Annotated in this window: 25 protein-coding genes; 13 read left to right on the forward strand and 12 right to left on the reverse strand. The window is 69.5% G+C overall.

What is annotated here, in order from left to right:
- Positions 1–12: 12 nt before the first annotated feature.
- From V5F63_RS21500 to V5F63_RS21520, 5 genes are read right to left on the reverse strand one after another with little or no spacing between them, the layout of a single operon-like run.
- Positions 13–1140 (reverse strand): thiolase family protein, encoded by a 1128-nt coding sequence (locus V5F63_RS21500; RefSeq protein ID WP_394101144.1) that lies wholly within the window; start codon positions 1138–1140, stop codon positions 13–15.
- Positions 1137–2597 (reverse strand): AMP-binding protein, encoded by a 1461-nt coding sequence (locus V5F63_RS21505; protein WP_394101143.1) that lies wholly within the window; start codon positions 2595–2597, stop codon positions 1137–1139. Before V5F63_RS21505 ends, V5F63_RS21500 begins: the two co-directional genes overlap by 4 nt.
- Complete coding sequence (locus V5F63_RS21510; RefSeq protein WP_209485530.1) at positions 2594–3169, reverse strand: biotin transporter BioY; 576 nt, start codon at positions 3167–3169, stop codon at positions 2594–2596. Before V5F63_RS21510 ends, V5F63_RS21505 begins: the two co-directional genes overlap by 4 nt.
- A 14-nt stretch (positions 3170–3183) precedes the next feature.
- A complete protein-coding gene (locus tag V5F63_RS21515) occupies positions 3184–3825 on the reverse strand; it encodes an energy-coupling factor transporter transmembrane component T family protein (protein WP_209485533.1) in 642 nt (213 codons plus the stop codon).
- Positions 3822–4589: an energy-coupling factor ABC transporter ATP-binding protein gene (locus tag V5F63_RS21520; RefSeq protein WP_394101142.1), complete on the reverse strand. Its 768-nt coding sequence runs from the start codon at positions 4587–4589 to the stop codon at positions 3822–3824. Before V5F63_RS21520 ends, V5F63_RS21515 begins: the two co-directional genes overlap by 4 nt.
- 205 nt (positions 4590–4794) lie before the next feature.
- Between V5F63_RS21520 and V5F63_RS21525 the strand changes: the two genes are divergently transcribed.
- The 5 genes from V5F63_RS21525 to denD all read left to right on the forward strand — a co-directional run bounded on the left by V5F63_RS21525 (position 4795) and on the right by denD (position 10047).
- Positions 4795–6645 carry an IlvD/Edd family dehydratase gene (locus V5F63_RS21525; RefSeq protein ID WP_394028787.1) on the forward strand — a complete coding sequence of 617 codons (1851 nt, stop codon included), beginning with the start codon at positions 4795–4797 and terminating at the stop codon, positions 6643–6645.
- A 97-nt stretch (positions 6646–6742) separates the two neighbouring features.
- Positions 6743–7573: an isocitrate lyase/PEP mutase family protein gene (locus V5F63_RS21530; protein WP_394101141.1), complete on the forward strand. Its 831-nt coding sequence runs from the start codon at positions 6743–6745 to the stop codon at positions 7571–7573.
- Positions 7573–8274, forward strand: a complete 702-nt coding sequence (locus tag V5F63_RS21535; RefSeq protein WP_394101140.1) for a GNAT family N-acetyltransferase — start codon at positions 7573–7575, stop codon at positions 8272–8274. The genes V5F63_RS21530 and V5F63_RS21535 overlap by 1 nt, the downstream gene beginning before the upstream one ends.
- 28 nt (positions 8275–8302) lie before the next feature.
- Positions 8303–9049 (forward strand): SDR family oxidoreductase, encoded by a 747-nt coding sequence (locus V5F63_RS21540; protein WP_394101139.1) that lies wholly within the window; start codon positions 8303–8305, stop codon positions 9047–9049.
- Between the two features lie 20 nt (positions 9050–9069).
- Complete coding sequence (gene denD / locus V5F63_RS21545) at positions 9070–10047, forward strand: D-erythronate dehydrogenase (RefSeq protein ID WP_394101138.1); 978 nt, start codon at positions 9070–9072, stop codon at positions 10045–10047.
- A 131-nt stretch (positions 10048–10178) separates the two neighbouring features.
- Here the strand turns inward: denD and V5F63_RS21550 are convergent, their stop codons facing one another.
- The gene (locus V5F63_RS21550) at positions 10179–10637 is read right to left on the reverse strand and encodes an arsenate reductase/protein-tyrosine-phosphatase family protein (protein WP_209485545.1); all 459 of its coding nucleotides are present in this window, start codon (positions 10635–10637) and stop codon (positions 10179–10181) included.
- Between the two features lie 261 nt (positions 10638–10898).
- Here V5F63_RS21550 and V5F63_RS21555 point away from each other — a divergent pair, with 261 nt between their 5' ends.
- Positions 10899–11702, forward strand: coding sequence for a hypothetical protein (locus V5F63_RS21555; protein ID WP_394101137.1), 804 nt, complete (start codon positions 10899–10901; stop codon positions 11700–11702).
- A 96-nt stretch (positions 11703–11798) separates the two neighbouring features.
- Here the strand turns inward: V5F63_RS21555 and V5F63_RS21560 are convergent, their stop codons facing one another.
- The 4 genes from V5F63_RS21560 to V5F63_RS21575 form a co-directional block, all read right to left on the reverse strand.
- Positions 11799–12404, reverse strand: a complete 606-nt coding sequence (locus V5F63_RS21560) for an OmpA family protein (protein ID WP_394101136.1) — start codon at positions 12402–12404, stop codon at positions 11799–11801.
- 14 nt (positions 12405–12418) lie between these two features.
- Positions 12419–12859 carry a hypothetical protein gene (locus V5F63_RS21565; RefSeq protein WP_209485551.1) on the reverse strand — a complete coding sequence of 147 codons (441 nt, stop codon included), beginning with the start codon at positions 12857–12859 and terminating at the stop codon, positions 12419–12421.
- Between the two features lie 208 nt (positions 12860–13067).
- Positions 13068–14411: a multidrug effflux MFS transporter gene (locus V5F63_RS21570; protein WP_394101135.1), complete on the reverse strand. Its 1344-nt coding sequence runs from the start codon at positions 14409–14411 to the stop codon at positions 13068–13070.
- The gene (locus V5F63_RS21575) at positions 14408–14908 is read right to left on the reverse strand and encodes a MarR family winged helix-turn-helix transcriptional regulator (protein ID WP_209485555.1); all 501 of its coding nucleotides are present in this window, start codon (positions 14906–14908) and stop codon (positions 14408–14410) included. The genes V5F63_RS21570 and V5F63_RS21575 overlap by 4 nt, the downstream gene beginning before the upstream one ends.
- Before the next feature lie 117 nt (positions 14909–15025).
- On the opposite strand from V5F63_RS21575, the gene V5F63_RS21580 reads away from it, so the two are divergent.
- Positions 15026–16153, forward strand: a complete 1128-nt coding sequence (locus tag V5F63_RS21580; RefSeq protein ID WP_209485557.1) for a site-2 protease family protein — start codon at positions 15026–15028, stop codon at positions 16151–16153.
- 9 nt (positions 16154–16162) lie between these two features.
- Here V5F63_RS21580 and V5F63_RS21585 read toward each other — a convergent pair whose 3' ends face one another.
- Entirely contained in the window at positions 16163–16558 is a 396-nt protein-coding gene (locus V5F63_RS21585) for a DUF4189 domain-containing protein (protein ID WP_169124659.1), read from the reverse strand.
- 137 nt (positions 16559–16695) lie between these two features.
- Positions 16696–17400 (reverse strand): SDR family oxidoreductase, encoded by a 705-nt coding sequence (locus V5F63_RS21590; RefSeq protein WP_394101134.1) that lies wholly within the window; start codon positions 17398–17400, stop codon positions 16696–16698.
- 153 nt (positions 17401–17553) lie between these two features.
- Between V5F63_RS21590 and V5F63_RS21595 the strand changes: the two genes are divergently transcribed.
- The 6 genes from V5F63_RS21595 to serA all read left to right on the forward strand — a co-directional run bounded on the left by V5F63_RS21595 (position 17554) and on the right by serA (position 26587).
- Positions 17554–18687: an efflux RND transporter periplasmic adaptor subunit gene (locus tag V5F63_RS21595; protein WP_394101133.1), complete on the forward strand. Its 1134-nt coding sequence runs from the start codon at positions 17554–17556 to the stop codon at positions 18685–18687.
- Positions 18684–21773 (forward strand): efflux RND transporter permease subunit, encoded by a 3090-nt coding sequence (locus V5F63_RS21600; protein ID WP_394101132.1) that lies wholly within the window; start codon positions 18684–18686, stop codon positions 21771–21773. The genes V5F63_RS21595 and V5F63_RS21600 overlap by 4 nt, the downstream gene beginning before the upstream one ends.
- Positions 21774–21897: 124 nt before the next feature.
- A complete protein-coding gene (locus V5F63_RS21605; RefSeq protein ID WP_209485562.1) occupies positions 21898–22923 on the forward strand; it encodes a patatin-like phospholipase family protein in 1026 nt (341 codons plus the stop codon).
- 2 nt (positions 22924–22925) lie between these two features.
- Positions 22926–24389 carry a GntP family permease gene (locus tag V5F63_RS21610; protein ID WP_209485564.1) on the forward strand — a complete coding sequence of 488 codons (1464 nt, stop codon included), beginning with the start codon at positions 22926–22928 and terminating at the stop codon, positions 24387–24389.
- 18 nt (positions 24390–24407) lie between these two features.
- Positions 24408–24911: a YqhA family protein gene (locus V5F63_RS21615; RefSeq protein WP_209485566.1), complete on the forward strand. Its 504-nt coding sequence runs from the start codon at positions 24408–24410 to the stop codon at positions 24909–24911.
- A gap of 416 nt (positions 24912–25327) precedes the next feature.
- Positions 25328–26587, forward strand: a complete 1260-nt coding sequence (gene serA / locus V5F63_RS21620) for a phosphoglycerate dehydrogenase (RefSeq protein WP_348634261.1) — start codon at positions 25328–25330, stop codon at positions 26585–26587.
- Positions 26588–26690: the final 103 nt, after the last annotated feature.

Genomic DNA, 26690 nt, shown 5'->3' on the forward strand with positions numbered 1-26690 from the left:
CGGAACCGGGGCTCAACGGTCTTGTGCCGGGCCGGTTCCGTCCCGGTCCAGCATCAGGGCACTCGCAATGCCACCGGCACCGGCGATGGCGCACAGGGCGCGGCCAGCGTTTCCAGCGCGCAGGCGATGATAGCTGCGTACCGCCAGGATTGCACCCGACGCGCCGATGGGGTGGCCCCGCGCCAATGCGCCGCCCCCGGCGTTCACCCGGGCCGGATCGAGCCCCAGCCGCCTCATGGCGACGAGGGCCTGCGCCGCATAGGCCTCCATCAGTTCCACATGATCGACGGCGGATGCGGCAACGCCGAGGCGGGCGCACAACGCCTCCACCGCCGCTATGGGCGCGAGCGCGGGCACGAACGGGTCACCGCCGCGCGCGAGGCCCCCGGCAATCGTCACGTCCCCCGCTTGCGCCGGCCCCAGCAGCACAAGGGCGGCCGCATCCGCCTCCACCGCGACGGTGGCGGCGGTGACGCCATGGGTTGCGTCGCCCGAAAGCACCGGCAGCCGCGCCATGAGCGCAGGCGACAGGCGCCGCGCGAAGGCATCGGCGGCAAGGCCCGCCACCGGCACGATCTCGCCATCCGCTGGCGGCACCGTCAGCGCGCGGCGGTGGCTTTCGGCGGCGAACGCCTCCTGCTCGGCGCGCATGATGCCTTCCGCCTCAGCCATGCCGGCGGCCGAGGCATCAAGCGCGATCTCGCGCTCCGGCCAGGGGGTGAAAGCGGGCTGGCGATAGAAATCCGGCACGCCGTCCTTCTCGCGCGGACGATAGGCGCGCAGCGGCGCGGTGCTGAAGCTCTCGGCCCCGCCCGCCAGCACATAGCGCGCCTCCCCCGCCATGATGCGCGCCGCGCCGAGGCGGATGGCGTCGAGGCCGGAGCAGCATTGGGTGTCCAGGGTGAGCGCCGGCACCGTCTCCGGCAATCCCGCCGCGAGCGCGGCGACGCGGGCCATGTTGCCGCCGCCGGACAAGGCATTGCCGAGGATCACCTCGTCCACATCCTCCGGCGCCACACCGGCCGCCGCCAGCACCGGGCCGATCAGCGCCGCCGCCAGCTTGTGGGCCGGCACGTCGCGAAAGGCGCCTCCGCGCGGGGCGACCGCCGTGCGCATGGCGGCGAGGAGCGCGACCGTCATGGCAGAAGCTCGCAGCGCGCAGGCCACAGGGTGGCGATCGCGGGGAAGTCCGTCTTGCCGGTGGGCGTCAGCGGCCAGTCAGCCACCCGCGCATAAAGGCGCGGCACCTTGAACAAGGGCAGGCGCGCCTTGAGGAAGCCGATGAGGTCCGCGCGGGCGGGCGCCTCCCCCTCGGCGAGCGACAGGAACGCCACCAGCCGCTCGCCGCGCTTGCCGTCCGCCACGCCCAGCACGGCGGCGGCGGCGATGGCGGGGTGGGTCTCCAGCACGCGCTCCACCTCCTCGGGAAAAAGGTTCTTGCCCGAGGTGACGATCATCCGCCGCGACCGGCCGGCGAGGTGGAGGAAGCCGGCGGCGTCGAGAAAGCCCATGTCGCCGACGCTCACCTCGTCGCCGCTCACGAAGAGGTCGGGACTGTCGCCGGTGGCATAGTCCATGAACAGGAAGGGGCTCGCCACGAACACCCGCCCCGTGCGCCCCGGCGGCAGCCGCCGCCCCGCCGCATCACGGATGGAGAGGCGCACGCCCGCGAAGGCGCGGCCCACCGAGCCCGCAGGCACGCCCTCGGCCTCCTTCGCCACGGTGACGAAGGAGAGTTCGGAGGCGCCGTAGAATTCCGCGAAGTCGGCGTTGGGCATGAGGTGCGCGAGCATCTGCCGCCGCCCCGGCGGCCATTTGGCGCCGGAGCACAGCACGAGCCGCAGCCCCGGCATGGTCTCGCCCTCGGCGGCAAGATGGTCCAGCAGCAGCGCGATCTGCGTCGGCACGCCATAGAGCACGGTCGCGCCATGGGCGCGCGCCAGCTCGGCGGCGCTACGGGGGCGGAAGCTGGGTGAGAGCAGCACATGGGCGCCGGCATCGAGGCCCCGCGCCAGCGCATAGAGGAAGAGCGAATGGGTGAGCGCGCCGGGGGCGAGGATCACGTCCTCCGCGCCGATGCCGAATTCCGCCGTGTCCGCATCGAAGCTCGAAGTCCACGAATGGTGCGCACGGCGATAGCCCTTGGGCAGGCCGGTGGAGCCGGAGGTGAAGCCCACGTAGAAAGGCAGATCGGCGGCCGGCTCGGGTATCGCCGCGGCCGCATCTGCGCCGATGGCTTCGGCCAGCCCTGCCGCCCCCTGCCCCGGCGCGAGGCGGATGTCGCCGGCCTTCCCGCTCACGATCAGACCGGGCTTGACCCGCTCCAGCACGTCCCGGCGCTGGCTGTCCGGCCAGCCGGGATCGAGGATCTGCGCCTCCCGTCCCGCACGGGCGGCGGCGAGGAACAGGATGGCGAGCGCCGCACCGTTCGGCAGGTCGAGCCCGATGCCGCCGGCCGGCGCGTGCGCGAACCGCGTCGCGCAGCGCGTCACCAGCGCATCGAGGGCGGCGTAGGTCAGCGTCTCGCCGGCGCAGGTGAGGGCCGGCGCGTTCGGTCGCTCCACCGCGTGGCGGGCGAGGTGGCGCGTGATGCTCACGGGCGGTGCGGCGCCGCCACCGACCAGTTGCGCAGTACGGTGGTGGCGAGCAGTGCCGCGCCCACCGCCTTGATGAGGTCGCCCGGCACGAAGACGGACGCGCCGATGAGCGCCTTCAGCGGGCTGATGTGCGCCATCAGCGCGATTCCCGGAATGCCGAAGGCATAGAGGGTGAGGATGCCGCCCGTGATGGCGGCGATCAGCGCCGTCGCCAGCGCCGGCAGATTGCGCGCCGCGAGCCGCTCGGCCACGAGGCCGGTCACGAAGCCGGCGGCGACGTAGCCGATGAGGAAGCCGGCGGTCGGGCTCGCCAGCACGCCGAGGCCGCCGCGCCCGCCCGACAGCAGTGGTGCGCCGAGCAGCACCACGAACACGAACAGCCCCGTCGCCGCCGCCCCCGCGCGGGCGCCGAGCAGGAGGCCGGCCAGCATCACGCCGAGGCTCTGGGCGGTGATGGGCACACCCGCCGCGATGGGCAGGAAGATGGGCGGCACGAAGCCAAGCGCCGCGATGAGGGCGGCGACGAGGGCGATGCGCACCAGCGTGCGGGTCTCGAAGATCTGGCTGTCCATGGGTCTGTCCCCTTTCAGAATCCGGACTTGCGAGTGGGGCGCGGCGGGCGTGTTCTGCGCGGGGCGCCGAAGCCGCGCGCGTCGAGGGCTTCCGCCACCTGATCGGACATGGCGAGCGCGCCGGAGAAGAAGGCGCCGACGAGCGCCAATCCAGGCCGGCGTGGGCTGCGCGCGCGCCAGGCCTCCTCGCGGCCCCGCCAGGTGTCGAGCAGCACCGGCACGAAGCGCAGCACCAGCGCCACCGCCAGCGCGATGCGCTCGGGATCGAGCCCGAAGCGCGCGAGCGGGCGCATCGGCAGGGCCAGCGCGTCCATCATGTCCTGCATGCGGGTGGAGAGGGTGACGAGATCGGCGAGCAGCACCATCACGCAGATGCGCAGCACGCTCGCCACCGCCACCTCGACGGATGCCGCCCACACCTGCAGCGCGAAGATCACGACAAGCAGCGGCGCGAGGCTCCGCCACTGGGCGAGCCGCCGCAGCCCCGGCCGGCCGAACCCGCAATAGACGATGAGCACGCCGGCGAGCGCCATGGCCAGCAGCACCGGGCTGTCCAGCGGCACGATCAGCACGGAGAGCACCGCGAGCGCGATCAGTTTCGCGCCGGCGGGCAGGCGATGCAGCAGGCTGCGGCCGGAGAGATAGCCGGCGATCATGGGACGGCCCGCCCGGACGCCCGCGCCACGGCGCGCTCGGCGCGGGCGCGCGCATCGGCCTCGTAGAGCGGGATGACCTCGGCCGGCGCGCCATCCGCCACCACCTCGCCGCCCCTCAGCCAGAGGACGCGATCGAAGCCGGCGAACAGGTCCACGTCGTGGCTCGCCATCACCAAAGTCACGTCGAGCGCGCCGAGGCGGGAGGCGAGGGTGAGGCGGGTGGTGAGGTCGAGACTGGAGAAGGGCTCGTCCAGCAGCAGCACGGAAGGGTCGGCGGCCAGCGCCGAGAGGATGCAGACGAGCTGCTTCTGCCCCTCGGAGAGATCCGCCACCGCCCGCTCGCCCCAGCCGGCGCAGCCGTGGCGGGCGAGCAGCCGCTCGGCGTCCGCATTGGCCTGCGCCTTCGGCGTGCCCTGCTGGATGGGGCCGAAGGCGATCTCCTCCCGCACCGAGGGGAAGATGATCTGGTGGTCCACGTTCTGGAACACGAAGCCCACCGTCGCCGGCAGCTTGCGCCGGTCGCGGCGGGTGTCGAGGCCCTCCACCGTCACCGTGCCCGTGTCCGGCAGGATCAGGCCGTTGATGAGGCGCAGCAGGGTGGACTTGCCCGAGCCGTTGTCGCCCACGAGGCCGATGCGCCGCTCGGACAAGGTGAGACTGAGATTGGAGAAGACCGTCCGCGCGCCGCGCGTCACCTCGACCCCGGCGAGCCGCGCGAAGGGCGCGGCGGCGGGGCGCGGGTCGGCGGCGGGCATCTGTGACATGGCGTCTCCTGCTGGCCCTCCTTCCGATAAACGGTTCGCGCGTCGAGGCAAGAGTGCCATCCGTCTAGGACGCCTGCGAAGGGTGCATTGCACACCGGAACGCCTCCAAACCCGGATTGATTTCCGTCGCCGCCGGGCGCATAAATCCCGCCGATCAAATCGATTAAAATCCGGCGCACCGAACGCCGGAGCAGTGGAGAAAGCCATGTCCGGTCCTGCCGACCAGGGAAAAAACGGAACGATCGAGCGCAAGGGCGACCAGCCTGAGAAGCACGGCCTCAAGCTCAGGTCGCAGCTGTGGTTCGACAATCCGGACAATCCCGGCATGACCGCGCTCTATCTGGAGCGGTACCTCAATTTCGGCCTCACCCGCGAGGAATTGCAGTCCGGCAAGCCCATCATCGGCATCGCCCAGACCGGCTCGGACCTCTCCCCCTGCAACCGCCACCATCTGGACCTCGCCCACCGTGTGCGGGCGGGCATCGAGGCCATGGGCGGCGTGCCGTTCGAGTTTCCCGTCCATCCCATCCAGGAGACCGGCAAGCGCCCCACCGCCGCGCTCGACCGCAACCTCGCCTATCTCGGCCTCGTGGAAATCCTCTACGGCTACCCGCTCGACGGCGTGGTGCTGACCACCGGCTGCGACAAGACCACCCCGGCCTGCATCATGGCCGCCGCCACCGTGAACATTCCGGCCATCGTGCTCTCAGGCGGGCCCATGCTGAACGGCTGGTGGAAGGGCGAGCGCACCGGCTCCGGAACGGTGGTGTGGAAGAACCGCGAGCGCTTCGCCGCCGGCGAGATCGACTATGACGAGTTCATGGACGTCGTGGCCTCCTCCGCCCCCTCGGTCGGCCACTGCAACACCATGGGCACCGCCTCCACCATGAACGCGCTGGCGGAAGCGCTCGGCATGTCCCTGCCCGGCTGCGCCGCCATCCCCGCCCCCTATCGCGAGCGCGGGCAGATCGCCTACGACACCGGCAAGCGCATCGTCGACATGGTGTGGGAGGACCTGAAACCCTCCGACATCCTCACCCGCGAGGCGTTCGAGAACGCCATCCGCGTGAACAGCGCCATCGGCGGCTCCACCAACGCGCCCATCCACCTCAATGCCATCGCCCGCCATGTGGGTGTGCCGCTCTCGGTGGATGACTGGCAGGCGGTGGGCCACAAGATCCCGCTGCTCGTAAACCTCCAGCCCGCCGGCGAATATCTCGGCGAGGAATTCCACCGCGCGGGCGGCGTGCCGGCGGTGGTGGCGGAGCTGATCGAGCAGGGCAAGATCCACGAGGGCGCGCTCACCGTGAACGGGCGCACCATGGGCGAGAACTGCAAGGGCAAGCTCTCCTGGGACCGCGAGGTCATCAAGGCCTATGACGCGCCGCTGAAGGAGGATGCCGGCTTCATCGTGCTGCACGGCAATCTGTTCGACAATGCGGTGATGAAGACCTCGGTGATCTCCGAGGAGTTCCGCGCCCGCTTCCTCTCCAACCCGAACGATCCGGAAGCCTTCGAGGGCCGCGCCGTGGTGTTCGACGGGCCGGAGGACTACCACCACCGCATCGACGATGCCTCGCTGGGCATCGACGAATACACCCTGCTCTTCATTCGCGGCACCGGCCCGCTGGGTTATCCCGGCGGCGCGGAGGTGGTGAACATGCAGCCGCCGGCCGCCCTCCTGAAGAAGGGCATCCATGCCTTGCCCTGCATCGGCGACGGCCGCCAGTCCGGCACCTCGGGCTCGCCCTCCATCCTCAACGCCTCGCCGGAAGCGGCGGCCGGCGGCGGCCTCGCGCTGCTGAAGACCGGCGACCGGGTGCGCATCGACCTCAACACCTGCACCGCCGACATCCTGATCTCGCCGGAGGAGCTGGCCCAGCGCCGCGCCGACCTGCAGGGTCACGGCGGCTACAAGGCGCCGGAGAGCCAGACCCCCTGGCAGGAAATCCAGCGCTCCATGGTGGCCCAGTTCGACGAGGGCATGGTGCTGAAACCGGCGGTGAAATACCAGCACATCGCCCAGACCATGGGCGTGCCGCGCGACAACCACTGATCGCGATGCGGACGGGTGGACGGACCTTTCCCGTCCGCCCGCCCCGGCCCTAATCTCCCCCCGCCGCCATGCCCCGGCGGTGCACGGGATTGCTCTCATGACCTCGCCCACAGACAAGCGCCGCGCCTTCCGCACGCTCCACGAGAGCGGCTGCTTCGTGCTGCCGAACCCGTGGGACGTGGGCACCACGCGCTATCTGGAGGCGGCCGGCTTCAAGGCGCTCGCCACCACCAGCGCCGGCTACGCCTTCTCCACCGGCCGCCCGGATGGCGCCGTGGGGCGGGACGAGATGCTGGCCCACATCGCCGATCTCGTCGCGGCCACCTCCCTGCCGATGAATGCGGATTTCGAGGCGGGCTATGCGCCCGATCCGGCCGGGGTCGCCGAGAGCGTCACCCTGTGCGTCGGAACCGGCGTCTCCGGCCTCTCCATAGAGGATGCGACGGGGGATGCGGCGCATCCGCTCTATGATCTGGATGAGGCGGTCGCCCGGGTGCGCGCGGCGCGCACGGCCATCGACGCCTCAGGCGCGGACGTGATCCTCACCGCCCGCGCGGAATGCTTCCTGGTGGGCCGGCCCGACCTCGCCGAGGTCATCACCCGCCTGAAGGCCTATGCGGCGGCGGGGGCGGATTGCCTCTATGCACCGGGCATTCGCACGCGGGAGGACATCTCCGCCGTGGTGGAGGCGGTGGCGCCGCTGCCGGTGAACGTGCTGATGCCGGGTTCGACGGGGCTCGGTGTCGCCGACCTCGCGGGGCTCGGCGTGCGCCGCATCAGCGTGGGCAGCACCTTGAGCCGCGTCGCCTGGGGCGCCTTCATCGCCTCGGTGGAGGAGATCCGCGACGCGGGCACATTCCAGACGTTCGCGGGCGCCGTGCCCTTCGCCGAGATCAACCGATTCTTCCGCGCGGGGGGTGACAAGTGATGTCCGGCGATCCGTCCATCCCCCTCGGCGCGCCCGTGGACACCGCCCCCGCCCGCCGGCCCGAGCCGACGACGCTGGAGGGCCGCCACGTCCGCCTGGTGCCATTCGATGCGGCCAGGCATTCGACCTCGCTTTTCGCATTGTCCCACGGGCCGGAGAAGGAGGCGCTCTGGGCCTACCTCTCCCCTGCCCCCTTCCCGGATGAAGCCGCCTTCGCCGCCTTCTATGGCGAGGCCGCGAAGAAGGCGGACCCGCTGCTCTTCGCCATCGAGGAAGCGGACACCGGCCGAGCGGTTGGCCATGCCACCTACATGCGCATCGAGCCGGCGCAAAAGGTGATCGAGGTGGGCAACATCCTCTACACCCCGGCGCTCCAGCGCACGCGCGGCGCTACGGAAGCCATGTATCTCATGGCCCGCCACGCCTTCGAGGACCTCGGCTATCGCCGCTACGAATGGAAGTGCAACGCGCTGAACGCCCCCTCCCGGCAGGCGGCGGCGCGGCTCGGCTTCACCTTCGAGGGGCTGTTCCGCCAGCACATGATCGTCAAGGGCCGCAACCGGGACACCGCCTGGTTCTCTCTGCTCGACACCGAATGGCCGCGCGCCAAAGCGGCCTTCGAGGCGTGGCTGGCCCCGGAGAATGTCGATGAAAACGGCCGCCAGCTCCGGCGGCTGGAGGACATTCGCGCCGGCCTGTGACCGCGCGCGACAACACAAGAGGAACGTCATGGGTGGACGACTTCAGGGCAAGACCGCGCTGGTGACGGCGGCGGGACAGGGCATCGGCCGCGCCATCGCGGAAACCTTCGTGCGCGAGGGCGCGCGCGTCATCGCCACCGATCTCGACGCCGGCAAGCTGGCCGGCCTCGAAGGCGGTGAGACGCGGTCGCTGGACGTGCTCTCCACCGATGCCGTGACGGCGCTGGCCAAGGAGATCGGCCCGGTCAACGTGCTGGTGAATGCCGCCGGCTATGTGCACCAGGGCACCATCTTCGAGACCAGCGAGAAGGACTGGGACTTCTCCTTCGACCTCAATGTGAAGTCGATGCACCGCACCATCTCGGCCTTCCTGCCGGGGATGCTGGAGACGGGCGCGGGCTCCATCGTCAACATCGCCTCGGCGGCCTCCTCCATCCGCGGTGTGCCGAACCGCTATGCCTATGGCACCACCAAGGCGGCGGTGATCGGCCTCACCAAGGCGGTGGCGGCGGACTTCATCCTGAAGGGCGTGCGCGCCAACGCCATCTGCCCCGGCACCATCCAGTCGCCCTCGCTGGACGAGCGCATCGCCGCCGTCTCGGCCCAGACCGGCCGTTCGCTGGAGCAGGTGCGCGCCGATTTCGTCGGCCGCCAGCCCATGGGGCGCCTCGGCACGCCGGAGGAGATCGCCGCGCTCGCCCTCTATCTCGCCTCAGATGAAAGCGCCTTCACCACCGGGCAGATCCACATCATCGACGGCGGCTGGGCGCTCTGAGCGCGAGGGGATTTTCCAAGATGCACATTCTGGTCATCGGCGGCGCCGGCATGGTCGGCCGCAAGCTCATCGAGCGCCTCGCCCGCGACGGCCGCCTCGGCGGCAAACCCATCACCCGCATCACCGCCCACGACGTGGTGACACCCAAGCCGCCCGAAGCGCCCTTTCCCATCGACACCCGCGTCTCCGACCTCTCCGTTCCTGGCGAGGCGGCGGCGCTGGTGGCGGACCAGCCGGACGTGATCCTGCACCTCGCCGCCATCGTCTCGGGCGAAGCGGAGGCGGATTTCGACAAGGGCTACCGCATCAACCTCGACGGCACGCGCCATCTGTTCGACGCGGTGCGGCTGATCGAGGGCTATACGCCGCGCCTCGTCTTCACCTCGTCCATCGCGGTGTTCGGCGCGCCCTTCCCGGAGGCGATCCCGGACGAGTATTTCCACACCCCGCTCACCTCCTACGGCACGCAGAAGGCCATGGGCGAGCTGCTGCTGGCGGACTATACGCGGCGCGGCTTCTTCGACGGCATCGGCATCCGCCTGCCCACCATCTGCGTGCGGCCGGGCCTGCCCAACAAGGCGGCCTCCGGCTTCTTCTCCGGCATCATCCGCGAGCCCTTGGCCGGGCAGGAGGCGATCCTGCCCGTGTCGGAAGATGTCATGCACTGGCACGCTTCGCCGCGCTCGGCGGTGGGCTTCCTCATCCATGCCGCAACCCTCGACGGGGCCAGCGTGGGCACCCGCCGCAACCTCACCATGCCCGGCCTCGCCGTGACCGTGGGCGAGCAGATCGAGGCGCTGCGCAAGGTGGCCGGCGACAAGGCGGTGGCGCGCATCAGGAAGGTGCCCGACCCGGTGATCGAGACCATCGTCTCCGGCTGGCCCCGCAAGTTCGACGCCGCCCGCGCGACCGCGCTGGGCTTCAAGGCGGAAAGCTCCTTCGAGGAGATCATCCGCATCCATATCGAGGACGAGCTGGGCGGCAAGATCGCCGACTGAGGTCCGCGTTGCGCGGGCCTCTCAAAGCCCGCGCGGCGCCTGAGCCGAAGCAACGCGAAAAGCCCGCGCGGCGCCGAGCGAAAGCAACGCAAAACCCCCGCGCGGCGCCGGAGCGGAAGCAACGTCAACCTCTACGCCGCGACCCCTGACAGGCGGAGCGCGATGCGCTCCTCCAGCCGCGCGATGGCGGCGCCGATTTCCGGCAGGAGGCGGCGATAGGCCAAGCGGCGGGCAGGCGCGGGCAGGCTGCGCACGACTTCGGCGAGCCCCCAGGTCTCCAGCCGGAGCAGGCCGAGGAAAGGCTGGCGGCGGACGGCCCTGCGGCTCGCCTCGCCCAGCGCCACCACCACGTCGAGGCGCGGCGCGCCCGAGAGCAGGAAGACCCCCGCCGGCTTGGCTGAAAGTCCGTCGGCGGGGATGTCCTCGGCCTCCAGCGCGGCGACGAGGGCGGGGTCGACCTGGCCCGGCGTCGCGGCGGCGGCGCTGAACGGGCGCAGATCGGGATGGCGATGGAGCGCCACCGCTTCCGCCATCAGGCTGAGCGCCCCGTTGTCGGGGCACAGGAAGAGCACGGTCGGACGGCCGGGCATGCGAACCCCTTCATTTATAACAGGAATCAGCGAGCGACGCGCCCCCGCGCCCGCTTTTGATTCGGCACCCTAGACGGAGGGTGGGACGAGGGTGTGACAGCGGCGCGGGGCCCTCTGGAGGCCGGACGCGAGCCAATGGGAACGTCCTGATAAGACTGGCGTTAACCATTCCGAAAATTTTCCGGGGGATGGATCACATGCTGGCGATCGTCGTGATTCGACAATGAATTCGCGCCGGCGCGTAGAATTCGGAGAAGAGTCATGGCCAAGAAGCCGGAAGTCACCAGTGACGAAGTGAGCACCCTCGCCGCGAAGGCCCTTCGCGATCCGGGCAGCCTCACCCACGCGGAGATCAAATCCCTCGCGGCTTCGGCTCTGACCCAGTCCCCCGACAAGCCCAAGGCCCCCGCCAAGACCGCCCCCGCCAAGACGGCGCCGGCGAAGGTGGCCCCCGCCAAGAAGGCTGCTCCCGTGAAGGCGGCCGCTCCGAAGGCGGCGCCCAAGGCTGTGGCGCCCAAGGCTGCTGCAAAGACCACTGCCCCGAAGGCGGCCGCCAAGGCTCCGGCGGCGAAGGAAGCCGCGCCGAAGGCTGCGGCCGAAGCGCCCGCGAAGGCGACGAAGGCCAAGGCCACCGCGCCCAAGGCCACCGCGCCCAAGGCATCTGCGCCCGAGGCGGCTCCGAAGGCTGCACCCAAGGCGACCAAGAAGGCTGCCGCCCCGAAGGCTGCGGCGACCAAGGCGGAAGTGAAGTCCGCGCCCGAGACCAAGGCCGTCGAGACCAAGGCCGCCGAAGCCAAGGCGCCTGCCAAGGCTTCCAAGCCCGCCGCCCCGAAGGCGCCCAAGGCCACCGCTCCGAAGGCTGCTGCGCCCAAGGCCCCGAAGGCCGCTCCCGCTGCCAAGACTGCTGCTCCCAAGACCCCCGCTCCCAAGACTCCCGCTGCCAAGACTTCCGCTCCGAAGACCCCCGCCCCGAAGGCGGCCCGCGCCAAGGTGGCGGCGGTGAAGACCGCGCCCGCTCCGGCCCCGAAGGCCGCCGCCAAGCCGGCCCGCGCCAAGAAGGCGTGAGACAGGCCTGAGATCGCCCCATCACGGGGCCCGAAAACAGGAACGCCGCCGTCGGGGATGCCCGGCGGCGGCGTTCTCGCGTTCAGCGGTGGGGGATCAGGGGGTGAGGACGCCCGTGCTCCCGAGATTGAAGATCTGGACGCGCCGGTTGATGGCGGCATGCGGATTCTTCACGTCCTGCAGGTTTTCCTCGCCGAGGCCGACGGCCTGGAGCCGGCGTGGATCCACCCGGAAGGTGGTGGCGAGCGCCTGCATCACCGCGTCGGCCCGCTCCTGGCTGAGCTTGAGATTGATCTCGCGGGTGCCGGTGGTGTCGGTGTTGCCCACCACGAGGAACTTGTAGCCGAGCAGGATGGGGTTGTGCATGGCATCGGCGACGGAGCCGAGCGTGCGGTAGGACGAGGGCTTGATCATCGCGGAATTGAGATCGAACTCGATCTCCACGTTGATCTGCGCCAGCTGGTCGAGCTGGATGGCCAGCGGAGGGCGGCTCTCGGGCGGCCCGGTGTACTTCATGTGCGCGACGGCAAGGCCGCGCAGCGCCTCGGCCGAGACGTTCGGCACGTTGGCAACGCTGGCCTGGAGGCCCTGGACGATCTGGGCATCGGAGGTGACCACCTGGGCCGAGGCGGGCGCGGCGAGGAGCACCGGCGCCATCAGCGCGGCGGACAGCAGCAGGGCGGAACGCATCTGGAATTTCATCTGTCCCTCCCCCTTCACTGCTGATTGTAGCCGGCGTTGATGAGGGCACCCGTGCAGGCCTGGCTCACCACCTTGGAGGCTTCGAGCAGGCAGGAGACGATGTTGCCGTCGCCAGGCACGAGGCCGGGGCAATATTGCGCGCGGTCGCGATCGCACACCTTGTAGGCCTCGCGCTGCGCCGCGGCGCGGGCCTCGGTCATCGCGCGGATGCCTTCGTGGTTGGCGGCGCAGGCCGGCGAGAGCTTGCTCGCGTTCTGCGCGAGACAGTTGTGGATGGCGCCGTTGCCGAGGTTCTGGCCCCGGCAAAGCTTCATGATGTCCTCGCCGCAATGCTGCGCCAGAAGGCCGGCGGCCTGGGCGTAGCTCACGGTCTGCGCCTGCGCGCCCGCGCTGTGGCCGACCGTTCCCGCCCCCAGCGCGATCAGCGCCGCGAGGGCCAGTCCTCGAAGTTTCATAGATTTCCCCCATAGAGCGCGATCCGATCAAATTGAATCAATTTGATCGGTGAATCGCCCTCTAACTTGATGATAGAGAACGCGTTATCCGATCTGATTGCAGTGCAATCAGATCGGCGCGTGCTCTAGCCCGGAATCGCGAGCGTGAGGGGAATTGACCACTGCGCCTCCCGTTCGGTCAACCGGCGGGAGCGCGGCCGTGGCGTGCTCAGGATGCGCGGCGGTAGGTGCCGGCCTCGATTTCGTCGCCGGCCGCGCCCACAAGGCCAAGGGGATCGGCGGCGAGCTCCAGATCCGGCGCCTCGGGCGCCTCCGCCGCCGGCGCGGGCTCCGGAACCCGGCGCGGCGCGAGCGCGAGGTGGACGGTGAGCGCCGCCACCGCCATCGCGGGCACGAGGATCGTCATGGCCACCAGCGGCGAGGGCAGCAGCGCCGAGACGGAGGTGCCGAGGAAGCCGCTGCCGATCTGCACGAATCCGGTGAGCGCGGAGGCGGAGCCGGCGATGGAGCCGAAGCCGGCCAGCGCATTGGTGGTGCAGCCGGGCAGCAGCAGCGCGCAGCCGCAGGCCCAGAAGGAGATGGGCAGCATCACGCTGACGGTGGAGAGCGCCACCGTATGGGGGCCGACCGCCATCGCCACCGCGCCGGCGAGCACCAGCAGGAGGCCGGGCAGGATGAGCTGCTGCGCCTTGAAGCGGTTGAGCAGCGGCCGGGCGATGAGCGTGCCCGCCATGAAGGCGCCGGTCTGCATCATCATGGCGAGGCCGAACTGGGTGGGCGAGAGTCCCACCCGGTCGATCAGCACGAAGGGCAGCGCCGCCGCCAGCGTGTAGATGCCGCCCAGCGCGCAGCCGGCGGTGAGGGCGGCGCGCATGAAGCCACGGTCGGTGAGCAGGCGGCGATAGCTGGCCGCGACCGCGCGCGGCGCGGCGAGGCGCGCGTCCGGCGCGCGGTTGGTTTCCGGCACGCGCAACAGCAGCAGCGTCATGAGGGCGAGGCCGAAGCCGGTCATGGCGACGAACACCGAATGCCAGCCGAAGGCGCCGAGCAGCAAGCCGCCGATGGTGGGCGAGATGGCCGGGCCGATGGCAAGGATGGTGCCGATGAGGTTCATCACCCGCGCCGAGGCCTGCCCGGTATATTGGTCGCGCACCAGCGCGCGGGACAGGGCGATGCCCGCCGCCGCGCCGATGCCCTGCAGGATGCGCCCGGCCACCAGCCAGCCGATGGTCGGCGCCAGCATGGCCACCACCGCGCCCGACAGATAGATGCCGAAGAAGCCGAGCGCCACCGGCCGCCGGCCGTAGGCGTCCGACAGCGGGCCGCAGATGAGCTGCGAGACGGCGAAGCCGAAGAAGAAGACGGTGAGGGTGAGCTTCACCGTGGCGATGGACGTGCCGAACACCTCCACCAGCGTCGGCAGGGCCGGCGTGTAGAGGGAGAGGCTGACCGGGCCGAGCATGACCATCATGCCGCCGATGATCGACACCTCTCGCTCGGTCATGAGCGGCTTGGGCGATGTCGCGGCCTCTGCGGGATGAGGCGCCGTCATTTGCGGGCCTCCCTGATGCGGGCCTCGCGCGGGGCGGCCTCGCGGCCCGCGCAGTCGCGGGCGAGGTTGCCACGGATGCGATCGAGGAAATCGCGCAGCTGCGCGCGCTCCTCATCGGAGAAGCCGCGCGTCGCCTCCTCGCGGGCCCGCGCCGCCGCCTGCTCGATGCCATCCAGATAGGGCCGGGCGGCATCCGTGAGCGCGACAATCTTGGCGCGGCGGTCGGTGGGGTCGGTCTCGCGCACCACCAGCCCCAGCCCTTCAAGGCGATCGAGGAAGCCCACCAGGGTCATGGGCTCCACGCTCATCTTCTCGGCGAGCGCCGACTGGCGCAGGCCCGGGTTGATGTTGATGTGGGCCAGCGCCCGCGCCTCGCCGATGGTGAGGCCGAGGCCGGCGCCATCGAAGGCGCGGTCGATGCGGGCGCGGTAGAGCCGCGCGGAATCCACGAGCAGGAAGCCGAGCGGCGGCGTGGCGTGAGAGGGGGGCGATCTCATAAGGTCAATATATAATAAGCCTTCCTTACTAACAAGACCAAAGCCGCCTGATGCATGTCATTGCGCCCCCGCCGCGACGCGCTATGTGTGAAGCGACATCCCTCAGGGAGACCCGCGATGCCTTGGTCCGTGACCATCGGCCGCCTCGGCGAGACCGCCATCCGTATCCACGTCACCTTCCTGCTGTTCCTGGTGTGGATCTGGGCGGCCTATTACCGCTCCGGCGGCGCGCAGGCGGCGTGGGAGGGGGTGCTGTTCGTCGCGCTGCTGTTCTTCTGCGTGCTGCTGCACGAGCTGGGGCACGTCTTCGCCGCCCGCCATTACGGGGTGAAGACGCCGGACATCACGCTGTGGCCGTTCGGCGGCATCGCCAATCTGGAACGCATTCCCGAGAAGCCGTCGCAGGAACTGGTGGTGGCCATCGCCGGGCCGGCGGTGAACGTGGTGATCGCCCTCGTGCTGCTGGTGGTGCTGAGCCTCACCCTCACGGGCGGCGACCTGAAGGCGGAGGATCTGGCGAAGGTCGAGGACCCCGGCACGTCCATGCTGGTCAAGCTCGCGGGCGCCAACATCTTCCTCGTGCTGTTCAATCTCATCCCCGCCTTCCCCATGGACGGCGGGCGGGTGTTGCGCGCGCTCCTCGCCATGAGGATGGGTTTTGCCCGCGCCACCGCGCTCGCCGCCTCCATCGGCCAGGGCCTCGCCATCGGCCTCGGGCTCATCGGCATCTTCACCAATCCGATGCTGATGATCATCGGCGTCTTCGTCTTCCTCGCCGCCTCCGGCGAGGCCGGGCAGGTGCAGCTGAGGGAGGCTTCGCGCGGGCATATCGTGGCCGACGCCATGATCACCCATTTCGAGACGCTGGGGCCGCAATCCACCGTGGACGATGCGGCCGAGGCGCTCATCCGCTCCACCCAGAAGGAATTCCCGGTGGTGGACGGCGCCGGCCACCTGCGCGGCGTGCTCACCCGCGACGCCATGATCCGGGCGCTGAAGGAGCAGGGGCCGACGACGCCCGTCATCGAGGTGATGCAGCACGACATCCCGACCGTGGAGGCCCGCTCAATGTTGGACGCGGCGCTCAAGCTCATCACCAGTGCCCAGGTCCCCGCCGTCGGCGTGCTCGACGCCCCCGGCGGCCGGCTCGTGGGCCTGCTCACGCCGGAGAATGTCGGCGAGCTGATGATGGTGCATGTGGCACGGGACGCGCGGGCCGAGAGGACGAAGGGCACAAGTATCTGATTTAGAATATCACGGCTTCACGTAGTCATCGCAGAATGCAATTCGAATGGTACACGTCACGCCCTTGGCTTCGCAACTGTTTGCGGCCGCTGTTTCCGCATCGCCCCGAAGGAACTTCTTGGACCAGTAGCCGACAGCCTTGCCCTTGTCGGGAACGGCAAGGGCGACACACTGCTTGTTGCCGGTGACGATCAGCCGGCATTCACGCGTGCCGCCCTTCTGGCACAGGTCCATGGCGATCTTTTTCGCCTCCGCTGCTGTTTTTTTGTTTTTTGCCCATCCATGCCAAAACTGGCTGTCTCTCTGACCCCAGGCGATGGCGAATTCGGCATGTGCGGGCGCTGCTCCCAAAGGCAGGGCGCAAGTCAATAATGACAGACTGAGAAGGTAGACCACATTCTTCACGGGAAACACTCCTGCGGTCAACCAACTTAACCTTTGCCACAAGATATCGCCATGGGGACGCGCAAGGCGCGTGAGAGGCCCGGCTTCGAAGGCCGGCCCCATCGCTCACCCCTACCCCAAGCCAAATGCGCCCGCCCTCACACCGAGCGCATCAGGCCGCCGTCCACCTTCAAATTCTGGCCGGTGATGTAGCCGGCGCCTTCGGAGGCGAGGAAGGCCACCGTGGCGGCGATCTCGGCGCTGGTGCCGTAGCGGCCCATGGGCACGCCGGCGCGGCGCTCGTCGGTCTGCGGCAGGCTGTCGATCCAGCCGGGCAGCACGTTGTTCATGCGCACGTTGTCGGCGGCATAGGTGTCGGCGAAGATCTTGGTGTAGGCGGCAAGTCCCGCGCGGAACACGGCCGAGGTGGGGAACATCGCCGCCGGCTCGAACGCCCAGGCGGTGGAGATGTTGACGATCGCCCCGGCCTTCTGCGCCACCATGACGGGGGTGACGAGCCGCACCGAGCGGATCACATTCATGAGATAGATGTCGAGGCCCTGATGCCACTGCTCGTCGGTGATGGCGGTGATGGTGTCGCGCGGGCCGTGGCCGGCGCTGTTCACCAGCACGTCGATGCGACCGTAGCGTGCCATCACCTGATCCACGAACGCGGCGATGTCCTCCGCCTTCTGGTTGGAGCCGGTGACGCCGAGGCCGCCCAGTTCCGCCGCCAGCGCCTCGCCCTTGCCGGACGAGGAGAGGATGGCGACAGTGTAGCCATCCGCCGCGAGACGCCGCGCGCACGCCGCACCCATGCCCGACCCGCCCGCGGTGACGACGGCGACCTTGACCTCTGCCATGTCGATCTTCTCCTTTTGGCGCATAACGCGCCGGTCGATCACGGGAATGGCAGAAACGTCGACGTATAGGAAGGCGCTTTGAGTTAACTTGCTGGTCTAATGCGCAGATGTCCTCTATAGCCACGCTAGTTGCACTGCGAAGAGGAGCTGCTCGTGCGCGACCATCGGGTATTTCGCGGGCAGGATGCTGGCGTGGTCAAAGGTAAGCACATGCTGCTGGGCGTGCTCGGCGCGTGCTTCTTCCTTGCCGCCTGCGGCGAGGCGCAGAAGCCGCAGGCGCAGGAGCCTCGGCCGGTGCGCACGGTGGTTGCCACCAACCGCGCGGCGAGCGACGCCGTGAGCCTCACCGGCGTGGTGGAGGCGCAGAACGAGGCCACCTACGGCTTCCGCATCTCCGGCCGCATCATCGACCGCCTGGTGAACGTGGGCGACCGCGTCGCCCCCGGCCAGGTGCTCGCCCGTCTCGATCCGCAGGACGAGCAGAATGCCGTGCGCTCGGCGCAGGCGGCCCTCGGCGCGGCAAACGCCAACCTCACCCAGACACGCAACCAGTATGAGCGCCAGCGCCAGCTCCTCGCCCGCGGCTTCACCCCGCGCGCCCAGTATGAGCAGGCCGAGCAGGCGTTCCTGAACGCCCGCGCGCAGGTGGACGACGCGGAAGCGCGCCTGCAGATGGCCGAGGACCGCCTCGGCTTCACGGAATTGAAGGCCGACAGCGCCGGCGTCGTCACCCAGCGCCGGGCCGAGCCGGGCGAGGTGGTGCAGGCCGGCCAGCCGGTGATCGAGGTGGCGCGCCAGGATGGCCGCGACGCGGTGTTCGATGTGCCCGCCGCCATGCTCTCCGGCCTGCCCGGCGACCCCGAGGTGACGGTGGCGCTCGCCACCGACCCCGCCATCTCCGCCACTGGCCGGGTGCGCGAGGTGGCGCCGCAGGCCGATCCGGTGACCCGCACCTTCCGGGTGCGCGTGGGCCTCACCAATCCGCCCGAGGGGCTGCGCCTCGGCACCACGGTGGTGGGCCGGGTGATCGTGGATCGCGGGCCGGTGGTGGAAATCCCGGCGAGCGCCCTCACCCGCCTCAACGACAAGCCCGCCGTGTGGGTGGTCGATCCCAAGAGCCAGACCGTGGCGCTGCGCACCATCGAGGTGCTGCGCTTCGGCCCGGCGTCCGTCAGCGTCGGCGAGGGGCTGAAGCCCTCCGAGATCGTGGTGACCGCCGGCGTCCAGGCGCTGCATCCGGGCCAGAAGGTGCGCCTGCTCGCGGCGCCCGCGGGAGCCAGCCTGTGAGCGGCGGCTTCAACCTTTCAGCCTGGGCGCTGAAACACCGCTCCGTCATCATCTACCTCATGGCCATCTCCGTGGTGGCCGGCGTGATGGCCTTCCGCAACCTCGGCCGGGCGGAAGACCCGACCTTCGTCATCAAGACCATGGTGGTGCAGGCCAACTGGCCCGGCGCCACCTTGGAGGAGACCTTCCGGCAGGTGACGGAGCGGCTGGAGCGCAAGCTCCAGGAGGTGCCGCAGCTCAACTTCCTGGAGAGCTACACCAAGCCCGGCGTCACCACCGTGTTCGTGAACCTGAAGGGCTCCGCCACCGCCGCCGAGGTGCCGGACATCTGGTATCACGTCAGGAAAAGCATCGCCGACATCCGCCACACCCTGCCGCAGGGCATCGTGGGGCCGTTCTTCAACGACGAGTTCGGCGACACCTTCGGCATCATCTACGGCTTCACGGCGGACGGCTTCTCCCATCGCGAGCTGCGCGACTATGTGGAGGAAGCCCGCTCCGAGCTGCTGCACGTGCCGGACGTGTCGAAGATCGAGATCCTCGGCGCGCAGGACGAGCGCATCTTCATCGAATTCTCCATGGCCGAGCTGGCGAGCCTCGGCATCGACCGGCAGGCGGTGCTGGCGGCGCTGGCGGCGCAGAACATCGTGCGCCCCTCGGGCGAGATCCAGACGGGCAAGGAGAACATCTCCGTCCGCGTCTCCGGCGCCTTCGCCTCGGAAGCCGACATCGCCAATGTGAATTTCGTGGTGAACGGCCGGCTCATCCGCCTCGCCGACATCGCCACCATCCGGCGCGGCTTCGCCGATCCGCCGCAGCCCATGTTCCGGGTGAACGGCAAGGAGGCCATCGGCCTCGCCATCGCCATGCGCGACGGCGGCGACATCCTCGCCATGGGCGCCAACATCGACCGCGCCATGACGCGCATCCTCGCCAACATGCCCGTGGGCATCGACGCGACGCTGGTGGCCGATCAGGCGGTGACGGTGAAGAGCGCCATCTCCGAATTCATGGAGAGCCTGTGGCAGGCGGTGGGCATCATCCTCGTGGTGTCGTTCATCGCGCTCGGGGTGAGGGCCGGCGCCATCGTGGCGCTCGCCATCCCGCTCACGCTCGCCATCGTCTTCGCGCTGATGCAGCTCGCCCATATCGACATGCAGCGCATCTCGCTCGGTGCCCTCATCATCGCGCTGGCGCTGATGGTGGACGACGCCATGACCACCACCGACGCGACGCTCACCCGCCTCGCGGCCGGCGACGACCCGCCCACCGCCGCCTCCTACGCCTTCAAGGCCTATGCGGCAGCCATGCTGGCGGGCACGCTGGTGACGGTGGCGGGCTTCGTGCCGGTGGGCTTCGCGGCCTCCTCGGCGGGCGAATATACCTTCACCTTGTTCGCGGTGGTGGGCATCGCGCTCCTCGTCTCGTGGATCGTGGCGGTGCTGTTCGCGCCGCTGCTTCAGGTGCTCATCCTGCGCGCGCCGGCGAAGGACAAGATCCCCGATCCCGACGCCCCGCCGAAAGGCGTGATGGGGGTCTACCGGTCGTTCCTCATCCTGTGCCTGCGCCTGCGCTGGGTGACGCTCGCCGTCACCGCCGGCCTGTTCGTGCTCTCCGTGCTGGCGCTGCCGCTGATCCCGCGCCAGTTCTTCCCCTCCTCCGACCGGCCCGAGCTGCTGGTGGACCTCGCCTCGCCGCAGAACGCCTCCATCTACGCCTCGCAGAGCGTGGCCGAGGCGTTCGACAAGGTGCTGGCCAATGATCCGGACGTGGCCCGCTGGTCCACCTACGTGGGCCGTGGCGCCATCCGCTTCTATCTGCCCCTCGACGTGCAATTGCCCAACGACTTCTTCGCCCAGAGCGTGATCGTGGCCAAGGACGTGGCGGCACGTGAGCGGCTGCGCGTGAAGCTGGAGAAGGTGCTCGCCACCGACTTCCCGCAGCTTGTGGCGCGCATCTCGCCGCTGGAGCTGGGGCCGCCCGTGGGATGGCCGGTGCAGTATCGCGTCTCCGGCCCGGAGATCGAGAAGGTGCGCGCCATCGCCTTCGACCTCGCCAAGGTGATGGCCGAGAACCCCGAGGTGGAGACGGTCAATTACAACTGGATCGAGCCCGCCCGGCAGGTCTCCATCCGCGTGGACCAGGACGAGGCGCGCCTCCTCGGCCTCTCCACCGCTCAGCTCGCGGGCGTGCTCAACACCGTGCTCTCCGGCCAGCCGGTGACGCAGGTGCGCGACGACATCTATCTCGTCAACGTGGTGGCCCGCGCCACCGACGAGGAGCGCGTCTCGCTTGCCTCCCTCGCAACGCTGCAAGTGCCGCTGCCCAACGGGCGCACCGTGCCCCTCTCGCAGATCGCCACCTTCGAGTACGGGCAGGACTATCCCGCCATCTGGCGGCGCGACCGGGTGCCGACGCTGACCGTCCAGTCTGACGTGACGCGCGGCGTGCTGCCCGAGAGCGTTGTGGAGAAGCTCGCGCCGAAGATCGAGGCCCTGCGCCGCACCCTGCCCGCCGGTTACGCCATCACGCCGGGCGGCACGGTGGAGGAGAGCGCGACCTCGCTCGCCTCGGTGGTGGCGGTGGTGCCGGTGATGCTGTTCCTCATGTTCACCGTGCTGATGTTCGAATTGAAGAGCTTCCAGCGGCTCGTCATCGTGCTGTCGGTGGCGCCGCTGGGGCTCATCGGCGTGGTGGCGGCGCTGCTCGCCTCCGGCCGTCCGCTGGGCTTCGTCGCCATCCTGGGCGTTCTGGCGCTCATCGGCATGATCACCAAGAACGCGGTCATCCTCATCGGCCAGATCGAGGCGGACCGCGCAGCGGGAAAGACCGTGTGGGATGCGGTGGTCTCCGCCTCCTCCCTGCGCTTCCGTCCCATCATGCTCACGGCGGTCTCCACCGTGCTGGGCATGATCCCCATCGCCCCCACCGTGTTCTGGGGGCCCATGGCCTTCGCCATCATGGGCGGGCTCATGGTGGGCACGCTGCTCACCCTCATCTTCCTGCCGGCGCTCTATGTGGCGTGGTTCGGCCCCGATACCGGGCCGGAGCGCGTCGCGCAGCCGGTCAAGACGCAGCCGGCGTGACCGGCGCGCGGACGGCGGGCCTTCCCGCCGCCGCCAACAACACAAGAACGACCCGAGGAAACGCCCGCCACGCCAAACGGCGACAGCCCGCCCCTGAGCGGCCTGCGAGTGAATGAGGTCCAAGATGGAACGGGAACCGGTACTCGTCGATCTCGCCTTGCAGGGCGGCGGCTCCCACGGGGCCTTCACATGGGGTGTGCTCGACCGGCTGCTCGACGAGCGCTGGCTCGAGATCGAGGGCGTCTCCGGCACCTCGGCCGGCGCCATGAACGCCGCCGTGCTGGCGGACGGCTTCGCCGCCGGCGGCCGCGAGGGCGCCAGGCTCGCCCTTGAGAGCTACTGGTCCCACGTCTCGGAAGCCGCGCGCTTCAGCCCGTTCAAGCGCTCGCCCTTCGACAAGATGCTCGGCCGCTGGTCCATGGACACCGCGCCGGGCTTCCTGATGATGGATTTCATGACGCGGATGTTCTCGCCCTACCAGTACAATCCCCTGGGCGGGAACGCGCTGGCGCCGATCCTCGAAAAGCAGATCGACTTCGACCGCCTGCGCACCTCCCCCATCAAGGTGTTCATCACCGCCACCAACGTGCGCACCGGCCGCCCGCGCGTGTTCCGCAATGCCGAGATCACGCCCGACGTGCTGATGGCCTCGGCCTGCCTGCCCACGCTGTTCCAGGCGGTGGAGATCGACGGCGAGGCCTATTGGGACGGCGGCTATTCCGGCAACCCGACGCTGGCGCCGCTGGTGAGCGAACTGAAGTCGGACGACACCATCCTCGTGCCCATCAACCCGCTGGAGCGGCCCGGCACGCCCAAGACGCCGGGCGAGATCCTCAACCGCCTCAACGAGGTGTCGTTCAATTCGGTGGCGATCAAGGAGCTGTACATGATGGCGCTGCTCCAGCGCCACGTGAACGAGCTGTCCGGCGATACGGAAGCCTGCAACTGGGCGCGCATGCGCGTGCATGTGGTGCGCAACCCCATCATGAACGAGCTGGGCTTCTCTTCCAAGCTCAATGCGGAATGGGACTTCCTCACCTGGCTGAGGGACGAGGGCCGCAAGGCCGCCGATGTGTTCCTCGCCGAGCACGGGCACGACATCGGCAAGGCCTCCACGGTCAATTTCGACCAGCTGATGGCGGAGCTTTGAGAATGGGTCTCATCGGCATCCTGGTCGGCCTCGCCGTCCTCATCTTCCTCGCCTTCCGCGGCTCCTCCATCCTCATCCTCGCGCCCATCGCGGGGCTGATCGCGGCCGCCTTCTCGGGCGAGCCGCTGCTGGCGAGCTGGACACAGACCTTCATGCGCAACGCGGCGGATTTCGTCGCGCAATTCTTCCCGCTTTTCCTGCTCGGCGCGGTGTTCGGCAAGCTGATGGAGGATTCCGGCTCGGTCACCTCCATCGCCAACTACATGACGGAAAAGCTCGGCCCCAGCCGCGCCATTCTCGCGGTGGTGCTGGCAGGCGCCATCGTCACCTATGGCGGTGTGTCGCTGTTCGTCGCCTTCTTCGTGCTGGCCCCCATGGGCGTCGCTTTGTTCCGCGCGGCCGGCGTGCCGCGGCGGCTGATGCCGGCGGCCATCGCGCTCGGCACCTCCACCTTCACCATGTCGGCCATGCCCGGCACCCCCTCCATCCAGAACGCCATCCCCATGCCCTTCTTCGGCACCACGCCGTTCGCGGCGCCGGGGCTCGGCATCATCGCCTCGCTCATCATGCTGGGCTTCGGCATGTGGTGGCTGAAGCGGCGGGAGAATGCCGCCCGCGCCGCCGGCGAGGGCTTCGGCTCGCTCATCGCGGCGCCGGACGAAAGCGCGGACCTCGCGGCGGACGACCCCATCGTGCGCGAGCGGGCCTCCACGGCCGGCCCGTTCGACCCGTCCGAGATCCATTCCAGCGACGAATCCCCCCGCGCCCCGCCCATCCTCCTGGCGGCGCTGCCCATCGTGGTGGTGATCGTCGTCAACCTCCTCATGTCCTTCGTGGTGCTGCCGCGCATGGATGTGAGCTTCCTCGCCGATCCGCAGTGGGGCGGCGTCACGCTGTCGGCGGTGGGCGGCGTGTGGTCGGTGATCGTGGCGCTGGCGGCGGCCATCGTCACCTGCATCATCATCAACTTCACCACCGTGCCGGAGCTGCGCGCCACCATGACGGCGGGCGCCAACGCCTCGGTGCTGCCCATCCTCTCGGTGGCGAGCCTCGTGGGCTTCGGCGCCATCGTCGCGGCGCTGCCCGCCTTCGCGGACGTGCGGGACTGGGTGCTCGGCATCGGTGGCGGGCCGCTGGTGTCGCTGGCGGTGGCCACCAACATCCTCGCGGCACTGACCGGCTCGGCCTCCGGCGGCCTCACCATCGCCCTCGACGCGCTGGGGCCGACCTACATGAAGATCGCCGCGCAGATCGGCATGGACCCGTCCCTCATGCACCGTGTCGCCGTCATCGGCTCCGGCACGCTGGACAGCCTGCCCCACAACGGCGCGGTGGTGACGCTGCTCTCCGTGTGCGGCGTGACCCACAAGGAAGGCTACCTCGACATCGTGATGGCCGCCGTGGTGGGCGCCCTCATCGCGCTGGCCGTGGTGATCGGGCTCGGCACGCTCGCCGGCAGCTTCTGAGCGGGAGGGGACGAAGCGATGCGCAAGGCGATCGTACGGCTGGTGACGCTGAGCCGCTGGGCCATGGTGCCGCTGTTCGCGGGGCTCTCGGTGGCGCTCGCCTTGCTCGTCGTCGCCTTCATTCTGGAACTCGTGCGCTTCGCCATCGCCCTGCCGAGCATGAACGAGACGCACGTCATCATGGGCATCCTCACCCTCATCGACCTTGCCCTGGTGGGCGGGCTGCTGGTGGTGGTGATCTCCTCGGGCTACGAGAACTTCGTCGAGAAGATCGACCGCGCCGATACCCCCTCCTCGCCGGTCTGGATGACGCGCATCTCCTTCTCGGGACTGAAGCTGAAGCTGTTCGCCTCGCTCATGGCCATCACCGGCATCACGCTCCTCAAGGCGCTGATGCGGCTGGAGACGGACGTGAGCGAGACGCAGGTGAAGTGGCTGGTGGTCGCCAACATCATCTTCGTCGCCGCCTATGGCGTGCTGGCGGTGACCGACCGCTTCCACCCCTCCTCGCGCGAGGATTGAGGGGGCGATCCTCTTCCCTCACCGCCGTCATGCCCCGGTTCATCCGGGGCATCCACCCCGTCGCCCGTGCGGTTTTGGAGCGGGGAGAGCCGGCCTTGCCGTTCCGTGGTTCGCCCGGAACCCGGCTGCTGCCGGGTTCCGTCTTGCGCACGGAAGTCGGCTGCCGCCGGCTTCCGACGAGCCGGGCGATGACGGTCCTGCGAGGCTGGCCGAGCCGCCCCGCCACTTCCCCATCGTCAAGCCCCAGCCGCGGCAAAGGCGCGCGATCTCTGGACTGGGGCGGCAAAATCGCTACTTTCGCGCCGCCGCCGGGCCGCGACCGCCGCCCGGCAACCGCCATTTCAAGCCGAGCCTCATGTGCGGCAGCTCATGTCCGCGCGGGTTCGCCTGCTGATCGCCGAAGGACGTCGCGCCCCGTGACCCAAAACGCCCCCCAGCTTTCCCTGTCCCGCGACAAAATCAAGGTGCTGCTCCTCGAAGGCGTCAACGACAGCGCCGTCGAGATGATGCTCGCCGCCGGCTACACCAACCTGACCCGCCTGCCCAAGGCGCTGGACGGGGAGGCGCTGAAGGAGGCGCTGAAGGGCGTCTATCTGCTCGGCATCCGCTCGCGCACCCAGATCACCGCCGACGTGCTGGAGGCGGCCGACCGGCTCATCGCCATCGGCTGCTTCAGCGTCGGGACCAACCAGGTGGACATCGACGCCACCCGCATCGCCGGCATCCCGGTGTTCAACGCGCCCTTCTCCAACACCCGCAGCGTGGCGGAGCTGGTGATCGGCGAGATCGTGATGCTGCTGCGCCGCATCCCCAACCGCTCCGCCGCCGCCCACGAAGGGCTGTGGGACAAGTCGGCCACCGACAGCCACGAGGTGCGCGGCAAGACGCTCGGCATCATCGGCTACGGCAATATCGGCTCGCAGCTCTCCAACCTCGCCGAGGCGATGGGCATGCGGGTGATCTATTACGATCACACCGACAAGCTCCGCCACGGCAACACCGAGCCGGTGGCGACCATGGCCGACGTGCTCTCCCAGAGCGACGTGGTGAGCCTGCACGTGCCCGAGACCCCCGCCACCCACGGGATGATCGGCCGCGCCGAGATCGCCGCCATGAAGAAGGGCGCCTATCTCATCAACAACAGCCGCGGCACGGTGGTGGACCTCGACGCCCTCGCCGACGCGCTGAAGGAAGGTCGCCTGCGCGGTGCGGCGGTGGACGTGTTCCCCGTGGAGCCCAGCGCCAACGGCCAGAAGTTCGTCTCTCCGCTGCAGGGCCTGCCCAACGTCATCCTCACCCCGCACATCGGCGGCTCCACCGAGGAGGCGCAGGAGCGCATCGGCGCCGAGGTGGCGCGCAAGCTGCTCGATTATTCGGACACCGGCTCCACCATGGGCGCGGTGAACTTCCCGCAGGTGCAGTTGCCGGCGCGCCCCACCGGCACCCGTTTCATCCAGGTGCAGCGCAACCTGCCGGGCATGCTCGGCCGCCTCAACGAGGTGCTGGCCCGCCACGCGGTCAACATCGCCGCCCAATATTACGAGACCAATGCCGACATCGGCTATGTGGTGCTCGACGCGGACGCCTCGGCGGTGGACAGCCAGGCCATCCTCGCCGACATCCGGGCGCTCGAAGGCACCATCCGCGCCCGGCTGCTCTACGAATACAAGGCCTGATCGAGCGGCCCGACCTTTCCCCTCCCGCCCAATGGCCCCCTTGCCAAAAGGGGGCTCCGCCTGCGTTGATACGGCAACGCTTGGCCGCTTCGACGGTGGGGCA

It is taken from the genome of Xanthobacter wiegelii (assembly GCF_043193855.2).
Lineage (GTDB): Bacteria > Pseudomonadota > Alphaproteobacteria > Rhizobiales > Xanthobacteraceae > Xanthobacter > Xanthobacter flavus_A.

Coding starts and splice junctions, on each gene's coding strand:
- V5F63_RS21520 (WP_394101142.1), bottom strand. CDS start 4,589: ATGTCACAGATGCCCGCCGCCGACCCGCGCCCCGCCGCCGCGCCCTTC.
- V5F63_RS21525 (WP_394028787.1), top strand. CDS start 4,795: ATGTCCGGTCCTGCCGACCAGGGAAAAAACGGAACGATCGAGCGCAAG.
- denD (WP_394101138.1), top strand. CDS start 9,070: ATGCACATTCTGGTCATCGGCGGCGCCGGCATGGTCGGCCGCAAGCTC.
- V5F63_RS21500 (WP_394101144.1), bottom strand. CDS start 1,140: ATGACGGTCGCGCTCCTCGCCGCCATGCGCACGGCGGTCGCCCCGCGC.
- V5F63_RS21575 (WP_209485555.1), bottom strand. CDS start 14,908: ATGAGATCGCCCCCCTCTCACGCCACGCCGCCGCTCGGCTTCCTGCTC.
- V5F63_RS21555 (WP_394101137.1), top strand. CDS start 10,899: ATGGCCAAGAAGCCGGAAGTCACCAGTGACGAAGTGAGCACCCTCGCC.
- V5F63_RS21530 (WP_394101141.1), top strand. CDS start 6,743: ATGACCTCGCCCACAGACAAGCGCCGCGCCTTCCGCACGCTCCACGAG.
- V5F63_RS21535 (WP_394101140.1), top strand. CDS start 7,573: ATGTCCGGCGATCCGTCCATCCCCCTCGGCGCGCCCGTGGACACCGCC.
- V5F63_RS21605 (WP_209485562.1), top strand. CDS start 21,898: ATGGAACGGGAACCGGTACTCGTCGATCTCGCCTTGCAGGGCGGCGGC.
- V5F63_RS21615 (WP_209485566.1), top strand. CDS start 24,408: ATGCGCAAGGCGATCGTACGGCTGGTGACGCTGAGCCGCTGGGCCATG.
- V5F63_RS21550 (WP_209485545.1), bottom strand. CDS start 10,637: ATGCCCGGCCGTCCGACCGTGCTCTTCCTGTGCCCCGACAACGGGGCG.
- V5F63_RS21540 (WP_394101139.1), top strand. CDS start 8,303: ATGGGTGGACGACTTCAGGGCAAGACCGCGCTGGTGACGGCGGCGGGA.
- V5F63_RS21565 (WP_209485551.1), bottom strand. CDS start 12,859: ATGAAACTTCGAGGACTGGCCCTCGCGGCGCTGATCGCGCTGGGGGCG.
- V5F63_RS21560 (WP_394101136.1), bottom strand. CDS start 12,404: ATGAAATTCCAGATGCGTTCCGCCCTGCTGCTGTCCGCCGCGCTGATG.
- V5F63_RS21580 (WP_209485557.1), top strand. CDS start 15,026: ATGCCTTGGTCCGTGACCATCGGCCGCCTCGGCGAGACCGCCATCCGT.
- V5F63_RS21515 (WP_209485533.1), bottom strand. CDS start 3,825: ATGATCGCCGGCTATCTCTCCGGCCGCAGCCTGCTGCATCGCCTGCCC.
- V5F63_RS21590 (WP_394101134.1), bottom strand. CDS start 17,400: ATGGCAGAGGTCAAGGTCGCCGTCGTCACCGCGGGCGGGTCGGGCATG.
- V5F63_RS21510 (WP_209485530.1), bottom strand. CDS start 3,169: ATGGACAGCCAGATCTTCGAGACCCGCACGCTGGTGCGCATCGCCCTC.
- V5F63_RS21570 (WP_394101135.1), bottom strand. CDS start 14,411: ATGACGGCGCCTCATCCCGCAGAGGCCGCGACATCGCCCAAGCCGCTC.
- V5F63_RS21610 (WP_209485564.1), top strand. CDS start 22,926: ATGGGTCTCATCGGCATCCTGGTCGGCCTCGCCGTCCTCATCTTCCTC.